The following is a 26352-nucleotide window of genomic DNA, read 5'->3' on the forward strand; positions in this document are numbered from 1 at the left end:
GCTGAGGAAGCCGTCAACCGGGCACGCCGCATCCATTGTCTCACGGACGCCGCGTGTCCCCCCGGAATGCCCGAGCCCCGTCGCCGACACCGCACGCGGATGCGGCTCCCCCCGCACACTCTCCCAGAAGCCAACATCCGAGGTCAAGAGTCATTTACAACGTCGTAAAGAACTTCTTTACAACGTCGTAAACCGTCGCTAACCTGACCTCGCGAGCGACCTGGAGCGCTCGACCGCAATCGCTCTTCAAGGAGGAACAGTGATGCACGTTCTGCAATCCGCGCCGGAGGACCGGGAACGCACGCGCGACCGTGACCGTGACCGACGCGTCAGACGCTTCAAGCCCCTCGCGGCCCTCGGGATCTCCCTGGCACTCGTGCTCGGGATGGTTCCGTCGGTCGCCCAGGCCGACGACGTGGACCTGACGCCCGGGCCCACGATCATCGCCGACCCGAACTCCCCCACCGGCTACACGGGTCACTTCGTGTACTACAACCCGAGCGCCACGAGCGTGCGCTTCGTCGCCGACATCCTGCTGAAGGACTGGGAGAACCCGACCGCGACGCGCGTCTACCAGCCGTCCGAGTACCGACCCGGGCTCATGCGCGGCGCGGGAGCCTATGACGTGCAGATGACGAACGCCGGCAACGGTTACTGGGTGCACGATGTGCCGCTGGCCGCAGGCGTCAACCAGTACTGGTTCTACGTCAACGGCAACACCAACCTCTGGGTCGCCGATCCCGCCAACCCGCCGATCTACCCGCCCGACGGCCTCACCGGCACCGCGCGGCGCGCCTTCAACTCGGTCTACGTGCCGTACGACGCGGAGAAGCAGAACTACGCGCCCCTGGCCGAGAAGGTGATCGCGAACCCCCGCCCCGACACGGCGAAGGGCACCTGGAGCTACGTTCCGATCCAGATCGGCACCGCGACCCGCACGCTCGGCGTGTACCTGCCCCCGGGATACGATCCCGACCGCGCCGAGCCGTACAAGACGATCTATCTGCAGCACGGCAGCGGTCAGGACCAGTCCGACTGGCTCAACATCGGCAGCGTCCCGATCATCATGGACAATCTGCTGCAGGACGGCCTCACCGAGCCGGCCGTGGTCGTCACGACGAACTCGCAGTACCTGGGCGGCAACGCGTCCAGCAACCTGACGACCACGATCGTCCCCTTCGTCGAGAGCCACTACAACGTCTCGACGGATCGGATGGATCGCGCCTTCGCGGGCCTGTCGATGGGGGCCTCGATCACCATCGGCATCATCAACAACAACCCGCTGCGCTTCGGCTACTACGGCGTGTGGAGCTTCGGCGCGGCCGTCAACCGCAACACGGCCAACCTGAAGCAGGCGTACGTCCACATCGGATGCGGCGTGTGGGACAACCTCAACCTCTGCCCGACGCAGACCGCGCTCAACAACCTGAACGGGTACGCGAACTACAAGTACACGCTCCTGGCGGGTGGCCACGACTTCAACGCATGGCCCCAGCTGTTCGCGACCTTCGCGCGGGACTACCTGTGGCAGCGCGGCGCCTTCGTGAACGGGGCGCCGGAGTTCGCCGTCGGCGGCGAGTCGCAGGCGGTGGATGAGAACCGCAGCCTGGCGTTCGGCGTCGAGGCGACCGACCCCGACGGGGACGCGATCGCCTACACCGCATCCGGGCTCCCGGCCGGCGCGAGCTTCGACCCGGCCACGCGACAGTTCACCTGGACGCCGGACTATACGCAGGCGGGCGAGTACACGGTGACCTTCACCGCGAGCGACGGCGACAAGCCGTACAGCCTGTCGTCGACGAAGAGCGTGACCATCACCGTGCGCGATGTGACCGTGCAGGAGCAGCTGTCCGGCCTCAAGTCCGCCGTCGCGGCGCTCGGCGTCAACGGCGGCCTGAAGAACGCGCTGACGCAGAAGGTCAGCCAGGCCGAGAAGCTCCTCGCGCAGGGCGACCGGGCCGGAGCCATCCGCCTGCTGTCGAACGACTTCGCCGGACAGGTGGCGTCGCTCCGTGCCGAAGGCAAGCTCACGGCCGCGGAGGCCGCCGCGCTCACCGGCGCCGCCGGAGAGGCGGTGCTGAACATCACGTCGTAAGCCTTCCGGCATCGCTCAGACGGGGCTGTCGGTGGAGGAAACCCCTCCGCCGGCAGCCCCGTCGCGCTTGCGAGCCGGGCGAAAAATTACCTGATGAGAGTGCATTAATTTGCAGGATTGCAATCTTTACAACGTCGTAAATCGTCGCTAGCCTGGCGCTGCGCGAGCACCCCCAGACACGCTCGGCAGCTATTCAAGGAGGAACAGTGATGAGCCCTTTTTCACGGATGGATCATGCGCAAGACACCGCCGATACGCGCGTGCGCCGAGGTCGCCCCGGGCGACTCGGGAAGTCGCTCGGAGCACTCGGGCTGTCTGCCGCTCTGGTGCTGAGCGCGGTGCCGCTCACCGCGCAGGCGGATGACGTCAACCTGACACCCGGACCGACCGTCTACGCCGACCCGAACTCGCCGACCGGGTACACCGGCCACTTCGTGTACTACAACCCCGACGCGACCAGCGTGCGCTTCGTCGCCGACATCCTGCTGCGCAACTGGGCCGACCGCACCGACTCGACGGTGTACCAGCCCGGGCAGTACAAGCCGGGGCTCATGCGGGGCGGCGGCGGTTACGACGTGCAGATGACCAACGCGGGGAACGGGTACTGGGTGGTCGACGTGCCGCTCGCAGCCGGCGCCAACCAGTACTGGTTCTACGTCAACAACAACACCAGCCTGTGGGTCGCCGACCCGGCGAACTCACCGATCTACGCCCCCGACGGGCTCACCGGCACCGCACGCCGTGCGTTCAACAAGGTGTTCGTACCCTACGACGACGCGAAGCAGAACTTCGCGCCCCTCGCCGACCGTCAGATCGAGCTCCCGCGCGAGGACTCGGCGAAGGGCGAGTGGACCTACGTCGAGATCCCGGGCCTGGCCCCGCTGAACGGCAACGCGCGCACCGCCGGCGTCTACCTCCCGCCGGGCTACGACCCCGACCGCGCCGAGCCGTACAAGACGATCTACATGCAGCACGGCGGCGGTCAGGACCAGTCCGACTGGATGAACATGGGCAACGTCCCCGTGATCATGGACAACCTGCTCGACGACGGCACCACGGAGCCCGCGGTCGTCATCACGACGAACACGAACTATCTCGGGGCCGCGAACCAGGGCTACCCCAACCTGCGCAACGTCGTCATCCCGTTCGTCGAGGCGAACTACAACGTCTCGACCAACGCGATCGATCGCGCGTTCGCCGGTCTGTCGGCGGGCAGCATCGTCACCAACGGCCTGATCAACTTCGACGCCGACGCCTTCGGGTACTACGGACCGTGGAGCGGCGGGGCGAGCGTCAACGTGAACACGGCCGACCTGCTGGCGCCGTACATCCTGTTCGGCGGCGGGGCGTGGGACTTCGGTCTTCCCAACGCGAACACGGTGGCGAACATCGACCGCGCCTCGTTCTCGGAGAACGTCGTCGTACCCGGCGCGCACGACTTCAACACATGGAACGAGATGTTCTCGCTGTGGGCGCGCGACTATCTCTGGCACCCCGAGGCGTTCATCCAGGACGAGATCGGGCAGCTGAAGAACAGCGTCGCGGCGACGAGCCTGAACAAGGGCAACAAGAACGCCCTCACGGTCAAGCTCGACCAGACGCTGAGCCTCATCGCCAAGGGCAACAGCGTCGAGGCGCTCCAGGTGCTCGAGGGCTACACCACCCAGGTGGCCGACCTCCAGGCGGACGGCAAAGTGACCGCCGAGCAGGTCACTGCGCTCACCGCCCTGGCGACCCAGATCAAGACCAACCTGTCGCACTGGCTGGACTGAGCTCCCCGGGAAGGGGCTGCCGGCGAGATCGTCCTCGTCGGCAGCCCCTTCCGCTTCGCGGGATGACGGATGCCTCGACCCGGCGCACCGTTCGGGCCGAGGCATCCGTCGTCTGTGGGTCAGGCGCGGGTGAGGGCCGGCGGAGCCGTCGAGTCCCGCACGACGAGCGACGTCGCCAATTCGACGCGCGTCACCTCGGGGTCCGGTCCGTCCAGCAGCTGCAGGACCAGGCGGGTCGCCTGCTCGGCCATCTCGCGCAGCGGCTGGTGGATCGTCGTCAGTCGCGGACTGGCAAGCTGGGCGATCGGCAGATCGTCGAACCCCACCACCGACAGCTCCTGCGGCACCGCCACTCCCGCTGTGGACGCGGCATGCAGCACTCCGAGCGCCTGCAGGTCGTTGCCCGCGAAGATCGCCGTCGGGGGGTTCGGCAGCCGCAGCAGCTCCCTGGCGTGGCGCTCGCCACCCTCCCGGTGATAATCCCCGAAGCGCACCCACTCCGGGTCGACGGCCGCGCCCGCCGACTTCATCGCGGCTCGATAGCCGTCCAGCCGGGCCAGCGAGCTCATGACCCCCTCCGGCCCGGTGATCGCCGCGATGTGCCGGTGGCCAAGCTCGAGGAGATGCCGGGTCGCCGCGACACCGCCCGACCAGTTGCCCGAGCCGACCGAGGGGATTCCCGGGGCCGGGTCTCCGGCGGGGTCGATGGTGACGAAGGGGATGCCCCGCGCCTTCAGCTTCGCCCGGCCGTCGGCGGGGACGTCGGCGAACAGCAGGATGATGCCGGTCGGAGCACGCCGGAGGACGGCATCCAGCCATTCCGGTCCCGGCGCGTTCCGATCGCCGCTCACGGAGAGCGAGATCGCCAGTCCCACTTCGGCCGCGCTCTCGCGCACTCCCTCGATGATCGCGAGGGCCCAATCGCCATCGAGCTCCTGGAGGACGACCTCGATGTACTCGCGGCGCTGCCTGCTCCTCCTGCGCCGGTACCCGCTCTTGCGAAGCTGCTCCTCGACAAGTTCACGCGTCGCCGACGACACGTCGGAGGCCCCGTTGAGCACCTTCGAGATCGTCGTCAGGGAAACCCCTGTCTGACCGGCGATCTCCTTGAGGGTCACTCGCTTGGTCTTCGCCATCTCACCACCCGTGGCTCGCGTGGCCCCGAACTCAGGCCAGGGTCAGCACCGTCCACGAGACGGGGGGCAGCGTGACGGTCACGGTCCCTTCGCCCACGTTCACCGAATCGTTGGCCCTCGGCGTCACGCGATCCTGGTGATCGAGCGTGTTCGCCGCGTGGATGTCGTCGTCGAACAGCGAGACCGCCTGCGCTTCGCCGAAGCCGGCGAGTGCGCGTGTGTCGATCTCGAGCGTCACCTCGTCGGTCAGGCTCCGGTTGACGGCGAAGATCGTGGTGCCGCCCTCGTCGTGCGTCGCGACGGCGTCGACGAGTGGCACCTCGCCGTACTCCGCGGTCTGGTACGTCGGGCTGTCGAGCCGCAGCTCGAGCGCTGTGCCGCGAGCCAGCCGCGAGGTGAGCGAGAACGGGTAGAACGTCGTCTGCCGCCAAGCCGGGCCGCCGGGCTCGGTCATGATGGGCGCGATGACGTTGACGAGCTGTGCGAGGCTCGCCGACGTCACGCGGTCCGCGTGGCGGAGGAGCGAGATCATCAGGCCGCCGAACACCACGGCGTCGAGCACCGAATAGGAGTCCTCCAGCAGACGGGGCGCGACGGGCCAGGTCTGAACATCCGTGATCCGGTCGACGTCCTGATAGCGGGTCTGGTACCAGACGTTCCACTCGTCGAACGAGATGTTGATGGTCTTGTCGCTTCGCACGACCGCCTTGACCGAGTCGGCCGTGGCGACGACGGCGTCGATGAAGCGGTCCATGTTGACGCCCGACGCGAGGAAGCTCCCGTAGTCCCCGTCCTTCGGCTCGTAGTAGGCGTGGCACGAGATGAAGTCGACGGCGTCGTACGTCTTCTCGAGCACGACCCGCTCCCACTCGCCGAACGTGGGCATCTGAGCGCCCGAGCTGCCGCAGACGACGAGCTCGAGATCGGGATCTATCTGACGCATGGCCGCGGCGGTGGTCGCAGCCAGCTGGGCGTACTCCTCCGCGGTGCTGTGCCCGAGCTGCCACGGCCCGTCCATCTCGTTGCCGAGACACCACATCCGGATGTCGTGGGGTTCGGTGTGGCCGTTCGCCACGCGCTTGTCGGCCCAGTACGTGCCGGACGTCAGATTCGCGTACTCGAGGACGTCCAGCGCCTCGAGAACGCCGCGGGTGCCGAGATTGACCGCGTACATGAGCTCGCCGTCCACCTTCTTGAGCCAGGTGGCGAACTCGTCGAGCCCGATCTCGTTCGTCTCGGTCGAGTGCCAGGCGAGGTCGAGTCGCCGGGGCCGGTCGGCGCGCGGCCCGACTCCGTCTTCCCAGCGGTAGCCCGACACGAAGTTCCCGCCCGGATACCGGATCGTCGACACGCCCAGTTCCCGCACCAGCTCGACGACGTCGGAACGGAACCCGTCCTCGTCGGCCGTCGCGTGGGACGGCTCGTAGATGCCGTCGTAGACGCACCGGCCCAGGTGCTCCACGAACGAGCCGAAGAGGCGTCTGTCGATACGTCCGATCGCGAAGTGCGGGTCGACGGTCAAGTGTGCTCGAATCATTCTCAATCTTTCAGGGCAGGCGGAACCGAGGCGATGACGACCGCGGGCGGGTCACTTGAGGCTTCCGATGGCGAGGCCGCCCCGCCAGTACTTCTGCAGCGCCAGGAACGCGATGATCAGCGGGATCACCGACACGAGCGAGCCGAGCACGATGATGCTCCACAGGCTCTGGCCGCCGGCGGCGCCATAGGTCGCCGCGGTGGAGTTCCAGAGCCCGATGCCCACGGTGACCGGGAAGAGCCGGTTGTCGGACAGCATCACGAGCGGAAGGAAGTAGTTGTTCCAGGACGCGACGAACGACAGCAGCAGAACCGTGACGATCGCGGGGCGCAGCAGCGGCAGCGCCACCACCCAGAACGAGCGGAACTCGCCCGCACCGTCGATGCGGGCGGCATCGAGCAGCTCGTCGGGAACCGCATCCCGCGCGTAGACGCTCATCAGGTACACGCCGAACGGGTTGAGCAGCGTCGGGAAGATCACCGACCAGATCGTGTTGGTCCAGCCGACCTGCGCGAACAGGACGAAGGTCGGGATGACCAGGGCCGTCGTCGGCACCATGACCGCACCGAGCAGGATCGCGAAGGAGAGCCGCCGACCCGAGAAGGTGTACTTCGCGAAGCCGTATCCGGCGAGAACGGCGAGCACCGTCGCTCCGACGCCGCCGACGATCGCGTAGAGGGCGGAGTTGGCGAGCCAGCGTCCGTAGATGCCGCCGCTGTAGGTGAACAGATCGATCAAGTTCGGGATGTAGTTGATCTCGTCCGCGAACCAGAGCGAGCTGCCACCGCCGAAGAGACCGGCCGCGCTCTTCGAGCTGTTGACGATGAGCCACCAGAAGGGGATCAGGAAGTACACCATCAGCAGGGCGAGCACGACGTTCAGCGGCACGCGGCCGCGGGCGCGGGGCGCCGACCGTCGCTCGACGACCTTCCGGGGCTTGCGGCTCGTCGTCTCGACGAGATCGACAGGTGTGGCGCTCATGAGAGGAAGCTCCCTCGCTTGCGGGTCGCGAACAGGAAGATGTAGACGCAGATGAAGACGACCGCGCCCAGCGCGAACGAGATCGTGGCCCCGTAGTTGGCGTTCGCCAGCGAGAACGCCTGCTGGTAGGCGTACATGTTCGGGGTGAAGTCGTTCGGGATGGCGCCCGCCGCGAGCTTCTGCAGGATCTTCGGCTCATTGAAGAACTGCAGCGTTCCGATGAGAGCGAAGACGAGGATCAGCAGGAGCGCGGGCGCGACGAGCGGGATCTTGAGCCGGAGCACGATCTGCCACTGCGACGCCCCGTCGATCCGCGCGGCCTCGTACAGAGTGGGGTCGATGCCCTGGAGAGCGGCGTAGATGATGATCATGTAGTAGCCCGCCCACTGCCACGTCACGATGTTGAGCAGTCCGTAGAAGATGAGGCTGCTGCTCAGGAAATCAGGCGCCTGACGGCCGAAACTTTCGAAGATCTCCGCCAATGGGCCGAAGTTGTCGCTGTAGAGGAATCCCCACATCAGGGCGCCGATCACCGCCGGGATGGCGTACGGCATGAAGATCATGAGGCGCGAGAAGCGGGCGAAGCGCGTGACCATGATGTCGAGGATCAGCGCGGCCGCCAGCGAGATCGCCATCTGCAGCGGGATCAGGATGAGCGAGAACGCGATCACGAACCCGACCCCACCGAGGAAGGAAGGGTCGCTGAACGCCTTGACGTAGTTGCCGAAGAGGACGAACCTCGTCCCTCCGATGAGCGATTTCTGGAAAAGGCTGAGGTAGAGCGCGTAGCCGATCGGCAGAACGAGAAGGGCGACGAAGATGACGCCGAACGGTGCGACGAAGGCCCAGCCGGTCAGGTTCTGACGCACCGAGGTGGACCTGCGGCGCTTGCTCGAGACCGGAGTCTCGGTGGTGGCGGTCATGATTTCTCCCGGGTCTGTGAGAAGGGATGACCGGGGGCCGGTCCGCGCGAGCACGGACCGGCCCCCGGGCAAGGGTCACTCGGTGACAGTGAACCCTTGCTCTTCTGCGTATGCCACGACATCCTTCTGGAGGGCGTCAGCGGCCTCGGAGCCGGTTGCCGAGCCATCGATGATGGCGGCGAGCTGCTTCGTCAGCGCGGAGTAGTAGTACTGTCCGAGCGGCGTGTAGGTCATGCCCTTGTAGGCGTTGGCCGCCGGCACGTACACCTCCTTGTTGGCCTGCTGGCCGCTGAAGAAGGGCACCTCGTAGTCCTGGAACTCCGGCGAGTCGAGGACGTTGACGTTGAGCGGGAAGATGATCTGCTGCTGCCACCCCTCGTCGAGAGACGCCTGGTCGGCGTAGACCCCGAACGCCACCTTGGCGGCGAGCTCCGGGTCCTTGGCCTGGCTGCTCACCGAGAAGGCCGAGCCGCCCCAGTTGATGGCGATGGGGTTGTTCGCGTCCCACTGCGGCATGGGGGCCGCAGCCCACACGCCCGCGTCCGCGCCCTCACCGACGCCGGCACCCTGCAGGTAGCCGGGAGCCCACGCGGCCGAGAGGTAGGTCGCGTAGTCGCCGTTGATGACGCCCGCGATGTACTCGGGGGTGAACTGGTCCTCGGTGCCGACGAGGCCCTTGTCGACGAGTCCGTCCCAGTAGTCCAGGACTTCCTTGATCTCGGGGCTGTTGAGCTTGATGCCGATCTCACCCTCGTTCGCGGGGTCGTACGTGAAAGGCTCGGCGCCGTTCCCGTAGAAGTACGCGGTGGTGGTGGCGGGCTGGTTCGCGGCGAAGCTGGCGAAGACCGGTCCGCCGGCATCCTTCAGCTTCTGCGCGGTCGTCTCGAGCTCTTCCCACGTCGTCGGCGGCGTGAGGCCGTACTGGCTGAAGACGTCCGTGCGGTAGATCATGCCCATCGGGCCGCCGTCGATCGGGGCGCCGTAGATGCCGTCACCCACCGAGACGTCCTTCCAGGCGCCATCGCTGAAGTTGGCCTTCACGTCTTCGTAGCCGAGGTCGGAGAGGTCCACGAGGGCGTTCTGCGCCTGGAACGTCGCGATGCGGTCGGCCTCGACCATCATGACGTCGGGGGCGCCGCTTCCGGCCGAGATGGCCGTCTGGAACTTGTCGTAGGCGTCACCGCCGGCGCCGGCGTTCGTCCAGCACACCTGGACGTCGTCGTTGGCCTCGTTGAAGTTGTCGACGACGGTCTCGGAGTTCGGGTACCACGCCCACAGGGTGACGACGGGGGCGTCGGGCTTCTTGATCTCGTTGGTGCAGCTCGATGCGTCACCACCGCCACCACCGCCGTCGCCGCCGTCACCGCCACCTCCGGCGGTGCAGGCTGCGAGCGCACCAGCCACTGCGAGCGTCATGATCGCAGCAAGGACAGGCTTCGTCTTCACTGGAGTTCCTTTCGGTTTGCTGGACTTCTTCGTCGGTGCACGACCGTTCGGGTGCTCTGAGCCGCTCGGGGAAGAGACTCGTCTCCCGGTTGGTCTACAACGTTGTAGAGCAACGTTGTAGATACTTTCCCACCGCCCTTTCGGCGTGTCAAGGACGTGAGGGAAATTTCTGGCGCCTGCGCGAAAGTTCCGGCGCGGCGGGGGCCGCGACGACACACTGGTTTGCAACGTTGCTTTTTCCTGGCGCGGCCCCGGCTGCCGGGCATGTGCGCGCGCGTCGGTATATACGCGCGGCGGGCAGTAGAGTACAGAGGTTCTGAACGGCAGGCGGGAGCATCGATGGGACCGACGATGCATGACGTCGCGCGGGTGGCCGGCGTGTCTATCAAGACCGTGTCGAATGTCATCAACGACTACCCTCATGTGCGGCCGGGCACACGTGACCGGGTCAACGAGGCGATCTCGAAGCTGGACTACCGGCCGAACCTCTCGGCGCGCGGCCTGCGGTCAGGACGCACGGGCGTGATCGGACTGGCCGTCCCGTCGCTGCGCGAGAACTACTTCGCCGAGCTCGCGGACGCGGTGATCCGCGCGGCCGAGAAGCGCGGTCTCGGCGTCATGGTCGAGCAGACCAGCGGTCAGCGGGAGAGCGAGCTCCTGGCGGTGTCGACCAGCCGGCCCCGCTTCCTCGACGGACTGCTCTTCAGTCCTGTGGGCCTCGGCCAGGCGGACGCCGAAGCGCTCCCCGTCGACGCACCTCTGGTCCTGCTGGGCGAGCGCATCTTCGGCGGTCCGACCGATCACGTGACGATGCACAACACCTCATCGGCCCAGGCCGCCGTCGAGCACCTTCTCGAGATCGGCCGCCGGAGGATCGCCATCATCGGCGCCGACCTCCACCGCGGCGAGGAGGCCAGCTCGGCCAATCTGCGCCTCAAAGGCTACCTTCGCGCGCTGGAGCAGGCCGGCATCGAGCTGGATCCCGCTCTCGTGCGCCCCACCGAGATGGCTCGATGGAACCGCGCCGGGGGTGCGGCGGCGGCCCACCTCCTGGTTCGCGAGGGCATCGAGTTCGATGCGGTCTTCGCGTTGAGCGACACGCTCGGGCTCGGTGTGCTCCGCGCCCTCGGCGAGGAGGGCCTGCGCGTTCCCGACGACGTCGCCGTGATCGGCTTCGACAACATCGACGAGAGCAAGTACTCGGTTCCCTCGATGACGACCGTCGACCCGGGCCGCGACGAGATCGCCGCGATCGCGGTGGACCGCCTCATCGAGCGGATCAACGAGAAGGGCGAACGTCGGCCGCCCGAGACGTTCAAGCCCGAGTTCCGCATCGTTCGTCGCGAATCGACGGGCTTCGCCACCACCGACGAGTAGTGCGCTCCTCACGGGACCGCTGAGCCCCCGCGCCGCCACCCGACCACAACCGCCACCTCCAGCCCCGCACCCCGGGCCAAGGTGGCAGGAACGCTCGCCCCGGCCCCAGGTGGCGCGAACGCACGCCCACCGCGCCGCCACCCGACCACACCCGCCACTTCCAGCCCCGCACCCCGGGTCAAGGTGGCAGGAACGCCCGCCCCCCGCGCCGCCACCCGACCACAACCGCCACTTCCAACCCCGCACCCCGGGCCGCAGAGCCCGCAGACGCGGGGCCGGGCAGGAGGCCTCAGATCACCGACGCCGACCAGGGATCGGGGTTGCCGAAACGGTGCGCGGTGATCGTCACCGACTGCTCGTGCAGGAACGGGAGCAGTTCGAGCCGTCCGGCTGTGGTCACCTCGTTGTCGTAGATCGCCAGGTCGGGGTCGCCCTCGACCGCGTGCGCGACCGCCTGGTGCAGCGCGGCCACCGACGCCGGCGAGCCGATGAGCCGAACCCGGGACGGGCGGGGCGCCGGGTCGGCGTCGGCGGCCGCCGCCACGATGTCGTCGGCCGTGAGGCGCTCCACCCACTGCTCGTCGGTCTCGACATAGACGGCGACGTCCTCCTGCAGGAGCACGCGCCGCACGGCGGCCGGGAGGCCCACGGGGGCGCTGAGTGTCAGCGCCGAGCCGGCGCGGAGACCGGCCACGACGACGCGCAGCACCGCGTGCCACGGGGCATCGGCGGTCGCCCGCAGCGCCACCGAGGGGATCGCACGGTAGCGGAACAGGTTGCGCTCCACGCCGAGGCCCGAGACATCCTTCACCTGCCCGTACTCCCGGTCCCAGGCGATGGCGTCCGAGAGCGCCCCGCGCCGGAGCCACTCGAACGCCTCGTAGTCCAGCGACGGCTGCGCCGCCTCGATGAGCGACGCGATGCGCGTGTCGAGTCCTCGCAGGTGCAGCGTCGCGGATGCCGGAGCCCCCGAGGTCGCCCGCCAGCGGCCGAGGCCCACGAGGTAGTTCGGCCCGCCGGCTTTCGCGCCGGCGCCCACCGAGGAGCGCTTCCAGCCGCCGAAGGGCTGCCGCTGCACGATGGCACCGGTGATGCCGCGGTTGACGTAGAGGTTGCCGGCCTCGACGCGGTCGAGCCAGACGGCGAGGTCATCGGGGTTCTGCGTGTAGAGGCCGGCGGTCAGCCCGTACGCGACGGCGTTCTGCAGCTCGATGGCGTGGGCGAGCGAGCTGGCGTGCATGATCCCGAGCACCGGCCCGAAGAACTCCTCGCGGTGGAAGCGCGAGCCCGGCTGGACACCCGTTCGGATCCCGGGCGTCCACAGCCGGCCGGCGTACTCCGGCCCTGCGTCGACCGGCCGGGGTTCGACGAGCCAGGACTCCCCCTCCTCGAGGGTCGTGAGGGCCCACTCGAGCTTGCCGCGCGGCGTCTCGACGACCGGCCCTACCTCGCTGAGCGGATCGGACGGCGGTGCGACGCGGAGCGAGGTCGCAGCATCCACCAGCTGACGTGCGAAGCGACGCGAGTGCCCCACGGGGCCGACGAGGATCGCGAGCGATGCCGCGGAGCACTTCTGGCCCGCGTGCCCGAACGCGCTCTTGACGAGATCGGATGCCGCGAGGTCGAGGTCGGCGGTCGGCATGACGATCATGGCGTTCTTGCCGCTCGTCTCGGCGAGCAGCGGGAGGTCGGGCCGCCACGAGCGGAACAGCGCCGCGGTCTCCCACGCGCCGGTGAGGATCACCCGGTCGACGCCGGGGTGCGAGAGCAGCGTCTGCCCGAGGCCGCCTTCGTCGATGTCGACGAGCGCGAGCACCTCGCGCGGGACGCCGGCCTCCCACAGCGCCTCGGCGACGACGGCGGCGCAGCGCCGCGCCTGCGGGGCGGGCTTGAAGACCACGCCCGAGCCCGCGGCGAGCGCCGCCAGCACGCCGCCGGCGGGGATCGCGATCGGGAAGTTCCAGGGCGGGGTGACCACCGTGAGGCGAGCCGGTTCGAAGACGGCTCCGCTCACGCGATCGAGCTCGCGCGCGGTCGCGGCGTAGTAGTTCGCGAAGTCGACCGCCTCGCTCACCTCGACATCGGCCTCGGCGAAGACCTTTCCCGTCTCGGAGGCCGCGACCTCGATGAGCTCGCCGCGTCGGGCCTCGAGGGCGTGCGCGGCGGCCGTGAGCACGCCCGAGCGCTCCGCCGCCGGCAGCGCACCCCACGCGGCGGCGGCATCCCGCACCCCGGCGATGATGCGCCGCAGTCGGGGCTCGTCCGAGACCAGGGCCGCCTCGACGGTGGCGTCGCCCGCGTGGGACGACTCGATGCGGGACAGGATGCTGCGCGCCCACGCCCGGTTGCCGGGGAGGGCGGGGTCGGAGTCGGGCGTGTTCCGGAACCCGGGGGCGCCCGCGGCGCGCGCGGAACCCTCGCGCGGCGCGAAGATCGCGGTCTCGACGAACGCCTCGGCGCCGAAGACCTGCTCGGGCACCGACCGCTCGAGCGGCGCGGTGTCGCCGGGCACGGCCGATCGGGCGATGCCCATCACGGCCTGGGTGAGGCCCGCGTCGGCGGCCGCAGCGCGACGCATGCGTGCGTCCGCCCTCGGCGACGACGGGCCGGCGGCCGGGCCCGCTGCGAGGGCCTCGGCCTCGGCGCCGCGGTCCTGCGTACGGCGGGGGCCGGTCGCGAGGGTCTCGTCGTCGGCGCGCCGGAGGGAGGCGACGAAGCGGTCGCGCTCCCGCTCGAACATCGCCGGGTCGTCGGCGAGGTCGAAGGCGGCGGAGAGGAAGTTGTCGCTCGAGGCGTTCTCCTCCAGGCGCCGTACGAGATAGCTGATGGCCACGTCGAACTCGTCGGGTCGCACGACCGGCACGTAGAGCAGCACGTGGCCGACCTCGCGCGTGACCGCCTCCACCTGACCCTGCGCCATGCCGAGCAGCATCTCGAACTCGAGATCGTCGCGCACCCCGGCCTCGCCGGCGAGCAGCCAGGCGTAGGCGATGTCGAAGAGGTTGTGTCCGGCGACGCCGATGCGGACGGCCGCCGTGCGCGCGGGGTCGAGCGCGAAGCGCAGGCAGCGGATGTAGTTGGCGTCGGAGTCGACCTTCGCGTCGTACGTGGCGAGGTTCCACCCGTGCATGACGGCATCGACCCGCTCCATCGCCAGGTTGGCGCCCTTCACCAGGCGCACTTTGATGCGCGCACCGCCCGCGGCCACCCGCTCCTGCGCCCACGCCGTGAGCCGCTCGAGCGCGGGCAGGGCGTCGGGCAGGTACGCCTGCAGCACGATTCCGGCCTCGAGATCGCGCAAACGCGGGTCTTCGAGCAGGCGCATGAACACCGCGATGGTGAGGTCGAGGTCGCGGTACTCCTCCATGTCGAGGTTGATGAAGGTCGGCGAGCCCGGCGAACCGTCGCGCCCTTCGTCTGCCGAGGGGTCGCACGCCGCCGTCAGGTAGAGCGGCAGCAGGCGCTCCACCACCTTGTCGACGACCTCGTCGAACGCCCACATGGAGATGTGGCTGGCGATGGCCGACACCTTGACCGAGACGTAGTCGACGTCGGGGCGGCGGATGAGCTCGTGGATACCGTCGAGCCGCCGCATCGCCTCCTTCTCGCCGAGCACCGCCTCGCCCAGGAGGTTGAGGTTCAGCCGCGCTCCGCTTTCGCGAAGCGCGGCGATGGCCGGCCCGAGCTTGTCGGGGCGCGCGTCGACGACGAGGTGGCCCACCATCTCGCGCAGTACGCGGCGCGCGATCGGCACGACCGGCGAGGGCAGCACGGGTGCCACGGCACCGCCCACCCGTACCGCCCCCCGCAGGTACCACGGCAGGAACCCGGGCACGAGGGGCGCGACACGGTGGAGATGGGATGCCGCGGCCGAGAGGCTCTCGGGCCGCATGACGCCGTCGACGAACCCGATGGTGAAAGGAAGGCCGTGGGGATCCTTGAGCACCCCCGCCAGTCGCTCGGCCGCCGGGTCGACCTCGGCCTCGGCGCTTTCCGCGATCCAGCGCTGCGCCAGAGCGACGGCCTCGTCGGCCAGGCGCTGCTCGGATCGGTCTTCCATTCGCACTCCCGGTATCAGGTCGTGGGGCTCCGTGCCTCCAGCCTGCACCTTCACGTCGGCGATCGGCTCCATCTGCGGCATGGGTCCAGGGTGCGGCATCCGTCCATTCGTGAAAAGCGATCGTCTACGATGAATATCGATCGAAATCTTCGATGGGATGACCGTGTTCGAGCTCCGCCGTCTGCGCCTGCTTCACGAACTGGCGTTGCGCGGCACCCTCGCGGCGGTCGCTGAGGCCCTGTCGTACAGCCCGTCCACCATCTCGCAGCAGCTGGCCCAGCTGGAGAAGGAAGCCGGCGTCGCCCTGCTCGCGCCGGAGGGCCGCCGGGTGAGGCTCACCGAGCACGGGCGGGTGCTCGCCGCGCACGCCGCGCGCGCCCTCGACCTGGACGAGCAGGCGCGGGGCGAGCTCGAGTCCCTGCACCCGGGGCTGGCGCCCGTGCGGGTCGCCGTCATGCAGACCGCGGCCCTGGCCATCGTTCCCACCGCGCTGCGGCTGCTCGGCGAGCGCGCACCCCACCTGCGCGTCGAGCTCGTCGAGATGCCGCCCGAGGCCGGGCTCTTCGAGCTGGCGGCGCGCGGCGTCGACCTCGTCATCGCCGAGCAGTACCCGGGGCACACGCGGGAACTCGCCGACGGCCTTCAGCGCGAGACGCTCGGCACCGACCCGATCCGTCTGGCCGTGGCATCCCGCGATCCGGCCCGCTCTCTCGACGACCTGCGCGAGCGGCCCTGGGTCATGGAGCCCGCCGGCACCGCCGCGCGCCTGTGGGCGATGCAGCAGTGCCGCGCCGCCGGATTCGAGCCCGATGTGCGATACGAGCTCGCCGACCTCTCCGCCCACGCGCGGCTGGTGGCGGCGGGGCAGGCGGTGGCCGTGCTGCCGGATCTGCTGTGGGAGGGGTCGGCCGAGCGGCTGCGGCTGGTCGACCTGCCCGGGCGACCGGCCCGCGAGATCTTCACCGCACAGCGCACCTCGTCGGCTCCGCGCGCCGGCATCGTCGAAGTTCGCCGTGCGCTGCACGACGCCTTCCCGCCCAGCGCCCGCGACGACGTCTGACCGCGACGAGGAAGCGGGCCCCCGGGCAGAGCCCGGGTTCCCGCTCCCGTCGTAGGGTCAGACGCCGTCGTTGCGGCGGGTCCGCGGCGCGTCGTCCGCGGTGACGTCGCGCTGCGATGCGCCGACCCCGGTCACGCCGTCGTCGTCGCGATACTCGCGGCGGGTGGTGTCGGCCGTGGTGCCGGCCGGGACGTCGCGGCCGGTGTCGGCCCGCGCGTCGGCCGGGACATCCGCCCGCCCGTCCTGACGCGCATCCGTCCGTGCGTCATCGCGCGCCTGCGCGTCGGCTACCGGGCGGGTGGCGGTTCCTTCGCTCACGTAGGGATCGACGTCGTCCGCCTTGCGCAGGATCCTCTCCTGCTCCGCGCGATGCTTCTCGGCGTCCGCCGCGTGCTCGTCGATGTCGCCCAGTCGCTTGTCGGCGTCGATCGACGCCTGAGCGGCACGGGCCTTGGCCTGTTCGGCCGCCGCAGCGGCCGCAGCCGCGTCGGCGCGAGCCTGCGCGACCTCCGCCTCGTGCTCGCGCGCCTTCATCTCCGACTCCCGCGCGTCGGCGCGGAGCTTCTCTGCGCGGTCGTGCTGCATTTCGGCGCGGCGGTTGCGGCGCCCGCGGCTCGTGAGGAGCAGCGCGACCACGACGATCACGATGACGATCACGATGCCGACGATGATCCAGATGAGGGTGGTTGTGTCCACGTCCCCTCCTCCCTCCGGCGCCGGCGGGGGTACCAGCGCCACCACCGTCAGCGAACCGCGCCGGACGAGGGGCCGCAAACCCATTGCGCGGCCGTCGCGCGTGCGCTAGCCGCGCGGGCGCGGTTCGCAATGCGCGCATTCGCGTTCGCATCGGGGTTCTCGCACGTAGGCTGTATCCCTCGCCGCGGGCACGTCGCCCGCCGCGCACCGAAGGGCCATCGTTGACAGACCTTCCCTCGCTCACGTTCGACGATGACCCTCCCCGCGACGATGCCGAGCTGCTCCGGCTCGAACAGTGCTCTGCGGAGCCCATCCGCACCATCGGGCGCATCCAGTCGCACGGCGTGCTGTTCGGCATCGATGAGACCACCGGCGTCGTGGTCGTCGCCAGTGAGAACGCCGAGCAATGGCTCGGTCGCGACCTGCGCGAGGCGGGCAGCGAGGTGCTCACCTGGGCGATCGGCCACGGCGCGGCGCTCGACCCGGTGCGCGGGGAGTTCGAGGGAGCCGTCTACGACGTGATCGCGCATCGCGGCACGTCGCCCCTCCTCCTGGAGCTCGAACCCGCCGTGCCGGGCATGGACTACGTGCGCACCGGCGTGGTCAGCGCGATCCAGCGGCTGGCGGGGATCTCCGATCCCGGCGAGCTGCGTCGCACGGCAGCGCGCGAGATCAAGGACATCACCGGCTACGACCGGGTCATGTGCTACCAGTTCCACGACGACGGCCACGGGCAGGTCGTCGCCGACGAGCGGGAACCCGACATGGAGCCCTACTTCGGCCTCCACTTCCCGGCATCCGACATCCCCGCACAGGCACGGGCGCTCTACATCGAGAAGCGTTCGCGCGTGATCGCGTCCACCGACGACCCGGGCCTGGCGTTGCAGACGCTGCTTCCCGAAGAGGCGCCGGTCGACCTGGGCGTGACGGAGCTGCGAGCCGTCTCGCCCCACCATCTGGAGTTCATGCGGAACATGGGGCAGGCCTCGACGGTGTCGTTCGGCATCGTCGTCGACGACCGCCTCGTGGGGATGTTCACCTGCGCGCACCGCACGCCGCGGCGCCTGCCGGTGCTCCTGCGACGCGCCCTCGAGGTCATGGCGACGCAGGTCGCCACGCAGCTCGCGGCGGCCGAGCAGATCAGGCGTCTGCGCCGTCAGCTGGAGGCGCGCGAGCGGCGGATCGCGCTCATCGCCCCCATCTACGGGCGCACCGACGCGGGCGCGGTGCTCATGGGCGGCGAGCGGACGGTGCTCGACGCCGTGCCGGCCGACGGCGCCCTGCTGCGGATCGGCGGGGAGCTCCACACCGTCGGCGTGGTCCCCGCACCCGACCGCCTGTTCGCCGTCGTCGACGAGCTCGGCCCCGGACGACACGTCTCGGAGGCGCTCCCGCTGGAGCGGCCGGAGCTCGCGGTGGAGATCCCCGGGGTCACCGGGCTCCTCGTCGTCCCGGTCGGGGCGGAGGGCGACGCCCTGGTCTTCGTGCGCAGCGAGGTCTCGCGCACCGTCGACTGGCTCGGCGACCAGCGGCCCGGCAATCGCGACTCGCCCCTGTCGCCCCGGAGATCGTTCTCGGCGTGGCGCGAGAGCGTCACGGGCCGCAGTCTGCCGTGGGGCGAGCACGCGCAGGATGCCTTCGACCTCGGCGACGAGATCCGCGCCGCCATCGCCGCGCGGACGCAGGCGGAGCTGGCGGAGCTGGCCCTGCGGGACGCCCTCACCGGGCTGCACAACCGCCGGTTCCTGTACGACCGGCTGGACGAGCTGGTCGGCTCCGGAAAGCCGGTCGCGGTGGTCTTCTTCGACCTCGACGGCTTCAAGCTGGTCAACGACAGCCACGGCCACGAGATGGGAGATGCGGTGCTCGCGACCATCGGCCGGCGCCTCAGCGGCGCGGCCCGCAGCTCGGACGTCGTCGTACGGCTCGGCGGGGATGAGTTCGTCATCGTGTGCGTGGACGCCGGGCCCGAAGAAGCCGCCGTGATCGCCAGCCGGGCACTGGCGGCGATCACCGAGCCCATCGTCGTGCGGGATGCCGAGGTGCGTGTGCACGGGTCGGCCGGCATCGTCGCCGCCGAGCGGGGCATCGCACCGGCGGAGCTGCTGGATGCCGCGGACGCGGCCATGTACCGGGCCAAGCGCGACGGCGGGGGCCGCGTCTCAGCGTGACCCGGGGGCGGCGTCGGCACCGTGACGCCAGCGGTCTCGGCCGGCGTCGGAGGGCTCAGCGTTCCGGCAGCTCCGGCTCGGGAACGATGCGCAGGCCGCTCGACGAGTTCGCCGTGTCGACGAGCTCCTGCAGCCACAGCCGGTTGATCTCGGGCATGGGGGCGTCGTACTCGAAGCGCAGCGTGGTCACGGGAGAGATCCACAGCGCCTGACGCAGCGACGTCTTCTCGTCGACGATGGCGAAGGACAGGTTCTCCCGGCGACGGAGCTTGGCCATGATGACCAGTTCGACGTGCGCGAGGGTGCGATCGTCGATCTTGAACGACGCCGGCGGAGAGCCGTAGTGAAGTGTGCCCACGCTTCGATCCTACGGCGCCCCGGGCCGGGGTACTGTGGGGCCATGGCGATCGTGAACAGACTGACCGTCGACGGACGCGACTACTTCCTCCCCGACCCCGTCTCCGAGCTCAAGGGCAAGATCCTCGAGGCGATCAAGGCCGGCGGCGGCTACGTCAACGTCCCCCCGCTGCGCGGGGGCCCAGGCGTCGACATCCTGTTCTCCCCCGGCATGCCGGTGACGTGGTCGCAGTTCGAGGTCGGCGACTCCGGTCCGCAGTCCGACGAGCCGGTGGACGACGTCCCCGACTACGAACTCTGAGGCGCTGAGGCGCGGCGCGCGCGAGCCTCGGGCGGCTGACGAGCGTCGCCGGGCCGGACGACTCAGTGCGGGACGACGAGCAGCTCTTCCATTCCCTCGACCGGAAGCGGCTGCCCCCACAGGAAACCCTGTCCGCGGTCGCAGCCGCGCGCGACGGAACGCTCGAGGTCGGCCAGGGTCTCGATCCCTTCGGCCACCACCCGCCAGCCGTGGTCGGCGCTGCTGGCCACGACGGCTGCGATCACGTCGTCGGCTGCGGAATCCGTTCGCTGTGTGAGCGAGCGGTCGATCTTGACCTCGTCGATGGGAATCGTCTCGAGCATCCCGACGGTGGTGTCCACCGCGGCGAAGTCGTCCACCGAGATGGCGACACCCGCCGCCTGGAGCGACTCGATCGCCGAGAGCATCGGCGGGCGCAGCTGCGGCAGGGGGGCCTCGGTGATCTCGATCGTCACGGCGCGCGGGTCGAGGTCGATCTCGTCGAGGCGCGCGATGACCGCGTCGGCGTAAGCCGTCGAGAAATGAGCCGGGGACGCGTTCACCGCGAGTCCCACGGCATGACCCGCACTGCGCCACCGGGCGACCGTCTCCGCGGCGCGCCCGAAGACGTGCGCGTCCACCTCGTCGAGGAAGTTCCCGTGCTCGGCGAGAGGGATGAACCGTTCGGGCGAGACGGTGCCCAGAAGCGAATGCCTCCACCGGCAGAGAGCTTCGACTGCGACCGGCGACGGTGACAAGAGCCCCGGCTCGGTGGACGACTGAAGGTCGTACTGGGGCTGGAACGCGATCGACAACTCTCCCGCCGACAGCGCCGTACGCAGGTCCCGTGTGAGCTGGGGCGAACTGACCATTCCACCAGGGTCGGCGAGCGAGCCGCGCGGTGCAACACCAGACACGGAGCGCAAGAATGCGTATAATCCGCCACCGCGTCGTCGGAATACCCGTTTCGGATCGCCGCGATGACCGCCGCGACGGCTAATCTAGAGGCGATGGGCACCCTCACCTACGACTCTCGGGTCACCAGTTCTTTCGACGATCGCGTTCTCGCGCACTTGCAGACGGTCATCTGGGCCAAGCTGCGCCGAGGCGAGTCCTTCCCGTTCACCTGGACCGATCCGCAGCGCAGCGGCTTGGGCCGCACGTCGATCTGGCTGAGCCCCAGCGTCTCGCTCACCTTCGAGTACTTCGGCGGGCGGCAGCCGCGGCTCAATCCCGGGTGGATCGAGGCGCTCACCAAGTCGGCGAACTCTCCGGGCGGGCTGACGCTCGTACCTGAACCCGACGGACCTTCCGGCGCCTGATGAACCTGAGCTGACCGGTCCGCCAGGCCGCGAAGGCCCCGGGCGTCAGCGCCAGACGCTGGGCGCCTCGGCACGCGTGGGGGGCAGAGCGGATGCCGCGGCCCACTCGTGCACCCACTCCTCCACCTCTGGCACGCCCTCCGGTCGCCCGACGGCCGCGAACAGCTCTTCGTGCGACAGCGTCCCGCCGGACCGCTTCATCATGCGGGCCCGGATGATCGCACGGGCGTAGACCTCGCCGTCGACGACGGCGCGGTGCTCGAGATAGACCGCCTTGTCGTCGTGCCCGATCATCCGCGACTCGAGGTCGAACCGCTGCCAGAGGTTCAGCGACTTGCGGAACGTCACCGTCTCACTCGACACCACGGCGTACCAGCCGCGGGCCTTCATGACGTCCCACAGCCCCGTGCGCACGAGCAGGTCCCAGCGTCCCAGGTCGAACAGCGACAGATAGCGGCCGTTGTTCATGTGCCGCAGGAGGTCGATGTCGGTGGGGAGCGTCGTGAGCCGGACACGTCCGATCTCGGTCGGGCCCAGCCGCCCCCCGCGGCGCATGCGCCGGCGCGCGGTGAGCATCACGATCAGGGTCCGCCAGAGCACGTTCACGAGGTGCGATCGTAGCGATCCTCGCGGAGCATGCCGAGTCGGTTGTCGATTTCCGACAGTCGCGGGACCGTGGTTCTCCGAGTTGCGCAGGGGCGGCGGCATCCGTTCGCCAGGGGGTTGTCCACCGGGTGTCGGCTCGATTTCGGGTCTCGCGCCGAGCCGCGTAGAGTCTGGCCCATGGAAGCCGAAACCCAGACCGACATCGTCGTCCGTCCGGTGCGGGACGTCGATGCGGAGGCCCTCGGTCGCGTGCACGCGACGTGCTGGCACGAGACGTACGACCACCTCATCAGCCGCGCCGCCCTGGAGGCGGTCTCACCCAAGCGCCTCGCCGAGCTCTGGACGCACTGGGCGGTCCAGGGCCCCGAGTTCAAGATGTTCGCCGCCCTCGTGAACGGCGAGATCGTCGGTTTCGCCGGCTCCGGTCCGGCCCGCGACAAGGACGCCCCGCGATTCCGCGAGCTCTACTTCATCTACCTGCTCGACCAGTTCCACGGCACCGGCATCGGCCAGAGGCTCTTCGACGCGGTCGTCGAGCCGGCCGAGGGACTCTATCTGTGGGTCGCCGACGACAACCCCCGCGCGCACCGCTTCTACGCCCGCAACGGGTTCACGCTCGACGGCGCCACGCACACCGAGCCCTTCCTCGGCGAGACGCTCACCGAGGTGCGCTTCGTGCGCTGATCCATCGCTGTCTGGGGGCGTGTCCGGTTGGCCGGGCACGCCCCCCGCGTTTCCCCGGGACGGCGCGATCGAGCTCCCCGATCGGGAAGACTGGAGACATGCCTCCCCGCACCGCTCTCACCGTCTGGCCTCTCGAGGGAATCCCCGAGATCGAGGCGGGGGCCGACCTCGTGGACCTCATCGCCCGGGCGGCGGCTGGCGACCTCGCCGACGGCGACATCCTGGTCGTCACCTCGAAGATCGTGTCGAAGGCCGAGGGGCGCTTCGTCACCGCCGACGACCGCGAAGACGCCATCACCGCCGAGACGGTGCGGGTCGTGGCATCCCGCACGAGTCCCACGGGCTTCACCACCCGCATCGTCGAGAACCGTCTCGGCATGGTGTCGGCCGCCGCCGGCGTGGATGCGTCGAACACCCCCGAGGGCACCGTGCTGCTGCTGCCGCTCGACCCCGACGCATCCGCGCGCGCGATCGCGGCCGGCCTGCGCGAGCGACTTGGCCTGCGGGTCGGCGTCATCGTCTCGGACACCCTCGGCCGCGCGTGGCGGGAGGGCCAGACCGACCACGCGATCGGCGCCGGCGGCGTGCAGGTCTTCGAAGACCTGCGCGGCGGAACGGATGCCGAGGGCCGGCCGCTCGTCGTCACCATGCCGTGCGTCGCCGACGAGCTGGCAGCGGCGGCGGACCTCGTCAAGGGCAAGGCCTCCCGGCGGCCGGTCGCGGTCGTCCGCGGGCGAGGCGACCTCGTCGGGGGGCTGGATCTGCCGGGCGCGCGCTCCATCGTGCGCCCGCTGGAGCGCGACATGTTCCGCGTCGGCGCCGACGAGGCCTACGCCGCGGGCTTCGCCGCCGGCGCGGCATCCGTCTCCGGCTGAAGGGCTGTGTCGGCGAGAAGCCGCAGCCGCGCGGAGAAACCACGCGCGCGGTGATTTCTCACCGCGTACGTGGCTTCTCGGCGGGCGCCCGGCCCTGCCGCCGCCCCGGACGTCAGCGGGAGGACTTCAGCACGGCCTCGCCTGCCGAGACCTGCACCTGGATCGTGCTGGATGCGCCGGGCGTCGAGCCGATGCCGTTGTCGAAGCCCCCGGCTGAGACGTCGGAGTCGACGTCGTACTCCCCCTCGGGAACCGTGAGGTTCAGCGAGCCGGCGCTGACGTCGATCTCGACCGAGTCCGGCTGGGCTCCGGTCAGAGCGGCGTCGAGCGCCCCGGCGCTCACCGTCAGGTCGGCGGTGCTCGCCCCGTCGATCTCGAGGGTGCCGCGGCCGGCGCTGACGTCGGCCACGACCGACTCGGCAGCACCCGAGACGTCGAACGACCCGGCCGCGAGCGACAGGCCCAGCGCACCGAAGTCGCCGTCGGCCTGGAAGTCGCCGGCCGCGAGCGAGATGTCGGCGTCGAGGCCCTCGAGCGACGAAGGCAGGCGCAGCACGCCGTCGGTGCGCTGATCGCCGAACCATCCGCCCCAGCCGAACCAGCGGAAGCGGTCGGGCGAAGACACCTCCAGGGTGTCGCCCGTGCGCTCGAGACGCCAGTCGTTCGCGCCCCACGATCCGGTGACCTCGAGCTCGGCCTCGCGCACGTCGGCGAACTCGACGCGCAGGCTGCCGGCCGCCGTGTCGACGGCGAGCTCGTTCACACCGGCGGCATCGACGCTGTGCGTGGTGGTGTGGACGGATGCCGACGCGATGGTGCCGACGGCGGCCGAGATCATCGCGCCCACGAGCACGATCACGCCGATCACGATCACGATGATCGCGACCACGCGGGACCCGCCGTCGGGCCGACGCGGGTCATCGGCGGGGCGCCCGGGCGCCGGGGGCGGAGGGGCGGGGGTCGACGGCGGAGGGGTGACGGTCGTGCTCATCGGTTCGTTCCTGTCTGCGGCCCGCGGCCGCTGGGTGGGATGGGAGCGGGCGGCGTGGCGCCGCCGTGCTCGAGGTGGGCGAGCGCCGCCAGCACACGGCGGTTGCCCGATTCGTCGGGTTCGAGGTCCAGCTTCTGGAAGACGGCCGTGATGTGCTTCTCGACGCTGCCCTCCGTGATGTGCAGCGTCTTCGCGATCGCCTGATTGGAGCGGCCCTCGGCGATCAGGGCCAGCACGGACGACTCGCGTTCGGTGAGGCGCAGCATCCGTTCGTCCCTGGTCCGCCGGCTGAGCAGCTGCGCCACGACCTCCGGGTCGAGCACCGTGGAGCCTGCCGCGATCCGCTCGATCGCCTCCAGGAAGTCGCCGACGTCGGCGACGCGGTCTTTCAGCAGGTAGCCGATCGCCCCGCCGCGGGACGAGATGAGGTCGGCGGCGTAGCGCTCCTCGACGTACTGCGAGAGCACGAGCACCGCGAGCTCCGGGAGGCGGGCCCGCAGTCCCATCGCGGCGCGGATGCCCTCGTCGGTCCACGTCGGGGGGAGGCGGACGTCGAGGATGCAGAGCTCGGGGCCGGTGCGGTCGACCGTCTCATCGAGGCTCGCCGCGTCGGGCAGGGCCGCGACCACCTCGTGGCCCGCGTCTTCGAGCACGCGCACGAGGCCGGCGCGCAGCAGCGCCGAGTCCTCGCAGATCAGGATGCGCACGGGATGCTCACCTCCACGCTGGTGGGTCCCCCGGCCGGGCTGTCGATGCGGGCCTCGCCGCCGGCCGCGAGGACGCGGTTGACGATCCCGTCGAGGCCGCCGCCGGCAACGACGCGGGCGCCGCCCACGCCGTTGTCCTCGACCCGGGCCCACAGCACGCCCGGCTCACGCAGCCGCACCACCAGCCGGACCTCGGTCGCCCGGCTGTGCTTCGCGGCGTTCGTGAGCGCCTCGGCGATCGCGAAGTACGCCGCCGCCTCGGTGTCGCGGCTGCAGCGCCCGTCGAGCCGCACGTCCATGTGCACCGGCACCACCGAGCGGGCGACGAGGGCCGACAGCGCGGCGTCGAGTCCGCGATCGTCGAGGACGGACGTGTGGATGCCGCGGGCCAGCTGCCGCAGCTCGGTGATGGCCGCCTTGGTCGAGGTGTGCGCCTCGGTGATGAGGGCCTTCGCTGCTTCGGGGTCGGCGTCGATCTTCTGCTGCGCGAGGCCGAGCGTCATGCCCACCGACACCAGCCGGGGCTGGACGCCGTCGTGGAGGTCGCGCTCGATGCGCGTGCGCTCCACATCGGCGGCGCGCACGGCGCCGGCGTGCTGCCGGCTGGAGGTGCGGGCCGCCTCCGCGAGCTGGGCCTCGCGCGAGGGGACCATGATGGCGCGGGCGATGATGCCGTGGAGCACGCCGAGTCCGATGATGCCGGCGGCCGAGACGAGCACGGCGACGATGCCGACGGGCACCGCCCACGAGACCGGCACCTCGATGCCCGTCCGGGCGAGGCGCACCGAGCTCGCCTCGGCGAACAGCGGCGCGAACGCGAGCACGGCGCCCGAGACGAGGAGTCCGGCGAGCGCGACCACGACCCAGCCCAGGATCGTGGCGATCGCGAGGTCGGCGATCGCCCGCCATGTTCCGAGGTCGATGGTCTGGAGCCACAGGGTGCGCAGCCAGCCGCCGAAGCCGGGCCGTCCGCTGGATCGGGGCCGCAGCGGCGGGAGGCCGAAGCGGTAGAGGCCGTCGACGCGCTGCGTCTCGAGCCAGCCGAGCGCGAACAGCACGTAGACGAGGGCCACCAGCACCAGCAGGCCGATGCCGACGACGAAGAGGAGGCCGACGCCGAGGCCCAGCAGGGTGAACAGGAGGGAGAAGGCCGCCGCGCCGACGACGCCGAGGGCCGCCAGCTGCGCGATCGCGCCCGCCACCTGTGCGGGCCGCGTCACCGGGCGGACGGAGGGAGAGTCCGAGGAGGTCATGCCCCTTACGGTAGGCGCGCGCG

Annotated in this window: 22 protein-coding genes; 9 read left to right on the plus strand and 13 right to left on the minus strand. The window is 70.2% G+C overall.

Annotation, left to right across the window (positions count from 1 at the left end):
- The first annotated feature begins 262 nt into the window (after positions 1 to 262).
- Positions 263 to 2095 carry a putative Ig domain-containing protein gene (locus tag ACN9MP_RS16930; RefSeq protein ID WP_426322111.1) on the plus strand — a complete coding sequence of 611 codons (1833 nt, stop codon included), beginning with the start codon at positions 263 to 265 and terminating at the stop codon, positions 2093 to 2095.
- A 209-nt stretch (positions 2096 to 2304) separates the two neighbouring features.
- Positions 2305 to 3867, plus strand: coding sequence for an alpha/beta hydrolase (locus tag ACN9MP_RS16935; protein ID WP_426322113.1), 1563 nt, complete (start codon positions 2305 to 2307; stop codon positions 3865 to 3867).
- Positions 3868 to 3986: 119 nt separating this feature from the next.
- Here ACN9MP_RS16935 and ACN9MP_RS16940 read toward each other — a convergent pair whose 3' ends face one another.
- The 5 genes from ACN9MP_RS16940 to ACN9MP_RS16960 all read right to left on the minus strand — a co-directional run bounded on the left by ACN9MP_RS16940 (position 3987) and on the right by ACN9MP_RS16960 (position 9890).
- Positions 3987 to 5003 (minus strand): LacI family DNA-binding transcriptional regulator, encoded by a 1017-nt coding sequence (locus tag ACN9MP_RS16940; RefSeq protein ID WP_426322115.1) that lies wholly within the window; start codon positions 5001 to 5003, stop codon positions 3987 to 3989.
- A gap of 31 nt (positions 5004 to 5034) precedes the next feature.
- Entirely contained in the window at positions 5035 to 6540 is a 1506-nt protein-coding gene (locus tag ACN9MP_RS16945; RefSeq protein ID WP_426322117.1) for an alpha-N-arabinofuranosidase, read from the minus strand.
- A gap of 51 nt (positions 6541 to 6591) precedes the next feature.
- Positions 6592 to 7521, minus strand: coding sequence for a carbohydrate ABC transporter permease (locus ACN9MP_RS16950; RefSeq protein ID WP_426322119.1), 930 nt, complete (start codon positions 7519 to 7521; stop codon positions 6592 to 6594).
- Positions 7518 to 8444, minus strand: coding sequence for a carbohydrate ABC transporter permease (locus tag ACN9MP_RS16955; RefSeq protein ID WP_426322121.1), 927 nt, complete (start codon positions 8442 to 8444; stop codon positions 7518 to 7520). The genes ACN9MP_RS16950 and ACN9MP_RS16955 overlap by 4 nt, the downstream gene beginning before the upstream one ends.
- 75 nt (positions 8445 to 8519) lie before the next feature.
- Positions 8520 to 9890: an ABC transporter substrate-binding protein gene (locus ACN9MP_RS16960; RefSeq protein ID WP_426322122.1), complete on the minus strand. Its 1371-nt coding sequence runs from the start codon at positions 9888 to 9890 to the stop codon at positions 8520 to 8522.
- A 339-nt stretch (positions 9891 to 10229) separates the two neighbouring features.
- Between ACN9MP_RS16960 and ACN9MP_RS16965 the strand changes: the two genes are divergently transcribed.
- Positions 10230 to 11267, plus strand: coding sequence for a LacI family DNA-binding transcriptional regulator (locus ACN9MP_RS16965; protein WP_426322124.1), 1038 nt, complete (start codon positions 10230 to 10232; stop codon positions 11265 to 11267).
- A gap of 289 nt (positions 11268 to 11556) precedes the next feature.
- On the opposite strand, the gene ACN9MP_RS16970 is transcribed toward ACN9MP_RS16965, so the two are convergent.
- Positions 11557 to 15327 (minus strand): proline dehydrogenase family protein, encoded by a 3771-nt coding sequence (locus ACN9MP_RS16970; RefSeq protein WP_426326091.1) that lies wholly within the window; start codon positions 15325 to 15327, stop codon positions 11557 to 11559.
- Between the two features lie 163 nt (positions 15328 to 15490).
- Here ACN9MP_RS16970 and ACN9MP_RS16975 point away from each other — a divergent pair, with 163 nt between their 5' ends.
- Entirely contained in the window at positions 15491 to 16387 is an 897-nt protein-coding gene (locus tag ACN9MP_RS16975) for a LysR family transcriptional regulator (protein ID WP_426326092.1), read from the plus strand.
- 57 nt (positions 16388 to 16444) lie between these two features.
- Here ACN9MP_RS16975 and ACN9MP_RS16980 read toward each other — a convergent pair whose 3' ends face one another.
- The gene (locus ACN9MP_RS16980; RefSeq protein WP_426322126.1) at positions 16445 to 17083 is read right to left on the minus strand and encodes a hypothetical protein; all 639 of its coding nucleotides are present in this window, start codon (positions 17081 to 17083) and stop codon (positions 16445 to 16447) included.
- A gap of 221 nt (positions 17084 to 17304) precedes the next feature.
- Between ACN9MP_RS16980 and ACN9MP_RS16985 the strand changes: the two genes are divergently transcribed.
- Positions 17305 to 19254: a diguanylate cyclase domain-containing protein gene (locus ACN9MP_RS16985; protein WP_426322128.1), complete on the plus strand. Its 1950-nt coding sequence runs from the start codon at positions 17305 to 17307 to the stop codon at positions 19252 to 19254.
- Between the two features lie 55 nt (positions 19255 to 19309).
- Here ACN9MP_RS16985 and ACN9MP_RS16990 read toward each other — a convergent pair whose 3' ends face one another.
- Positions 19310 to 19612: a hypothetical protein gene (locus tag ACN9MP_RS16990; RefSeq protein WP_426322130.1), complete on the minus strand. Its 303-nt coding sequence runs from the start codon at positions 19610 to 19612 to the stop codon at positions 19310 to 19312.
- Positions 19613 to 19654: 42 nt separating this feature from the next.
- Here ACN9MP_RS16990 and ACN9MP_RS16995 point away from each other — a divergent pair, with 42 nt between their 5' ends.
- On the plus strand, positions 19655 to 19912 hold the full coding sequence (locus tag ACN9MP_RS16995; protein ID WP_426322132.1) for a hypothetical protein: 258 nt from the start codon (positions 19655 to 19657) through the stop codon (positions 19910 to 19912).
- A gap of 62 nt (positions 19913 to 19974) precedes the next feature.
- On the opposite strand, the gene ACN9MP_RS17000 is transcribed toward ACN9MP_RS16995, so the two are convergent.
- Entirely contained in the window at positions 19975 to 20763 is a 789-nt protein-coding gene (locus ACN9MP_RS17000; protein ID WP_426322134.1) for an EAL domain-containing protein, read from the minus strand.
- 138 nt (positions 20764 to 20901) lie between these two features.
- Here ACN9MP_RS17000 and ACN9MP_RS17005 point away from each other — a divergent pair, with 138 nt between their 5' ends.
- Entirely contained in the window at positions 20902 to 21213 is a 312-nt protein-coding gene (locus ACN9MP_RS17005) for an ATP-dependent DNA ligase (RefSeq protein ID WP_426322136.1), read from the plus strand.
- 45 nt (positions 21214 to 21258) lie between these two features.
- Here the strand turns inward: ACN9MP_RS17005 and ACN9MP_RS17010 are convergent, their stop codons facing one another.
- On the minus strand, positions 21259 to 21819 hold the full coding sequence (locus tag ACN9MP_RS17010) for a thioesterase family protein (RefSeq protein WP_426322137.1): 561 nt from the start codon (positions 21817 to 21819) through the stop codon (positions 21259 to 21261).
- Positions 21820 to 21996: 177 nt separating this feature from the next.
- On the opposite strand from ACN9MP_RS17010, the gene ACN9MP_RS17015 reads away from it, so the two are divergent.
- Positions 21997 to 22503, plus strand: coding sequence for a GNAT family N-acetyltransferase (locus ACN9MP_RS17015; protein WP_426322139.1), 507 nt, complete (start codon positions 21997 to 21999; stop codon positions 22501 to 22503).
- Between the two features lie 98 nt (positions 22504 to 22601).
- Positions 22602 to 23378 (plus strand): coenzyme F420-0:L-glutamate ligase, encoded by a 777-nt coding sequence (gene cofE / locus ACN9MP_RS17020; RefSeq protein ID WP_426322141.1) that lies wholly within the window; start codon positions 22602 to 22604, stop codon positions 23376 to 23378.
- A 112-nt stretch (positions 23379 to 23490) separates the two neighbouring features.
- Here the strand turns inward: cofE and ACN9MP_RS17025 are convergent, their stop codons facing one another.
- Genes ACN9MP_RS17025 through ACN9MP_RS17035 form a run of 3 tightly spaced genes read right to left on the minus strand, consistent with a single transcriptional unit; the run spans position 23491 to position 26329 of the window.
- Positions 23491 to 24369, minus strand: coding sequence for a hypothetical protein (locus tag ACN9MP_RS17025; RefSeq protein ID WP_426322143.1), 879 nt, complete (start codon positions 24367 to 24369; stop codon positions 23491 to 23493).
- Positions 24366 to 25076, minus strand: coding sequence for a response regulator (locus ACN9MP_RS17030; protein WP_426322145.1), 711 nt, complete (start codon positions 25074 to 25076; stop codon positions 24366 to 24368). Before ACN9MP_RS17030 ends, ACN9MP_RS17025 begins: the two co-directional genes overlap by 4 nt.
- Positions 25064 to 26329: a histidine kinase gene (locus ACN9MP_RS17035; RefSeq protein WP_426322147.1), complete on the minus strand. Its 1266-nt coding sequence runs from the start codon at positions 26327 to 26329 to the stop codon at positions 25064 to 25066. Before ACN9MP_RS17035 ends, ACN9MP_RS17030 begins: the two co-directional genes overlap by 13 nt.
- Between the last annotated feature and the right edge of the window lie 23 nt (positions 26330 to 26352).

It is taken from the genome of Microbacterium sp. E-13, assembly GCF_049912955.1.
Lineage (GTDB): Bacteria > Actinomycetota > Actinomycetes > Actinomycetales > Microbacteriaceae > Microbacterium.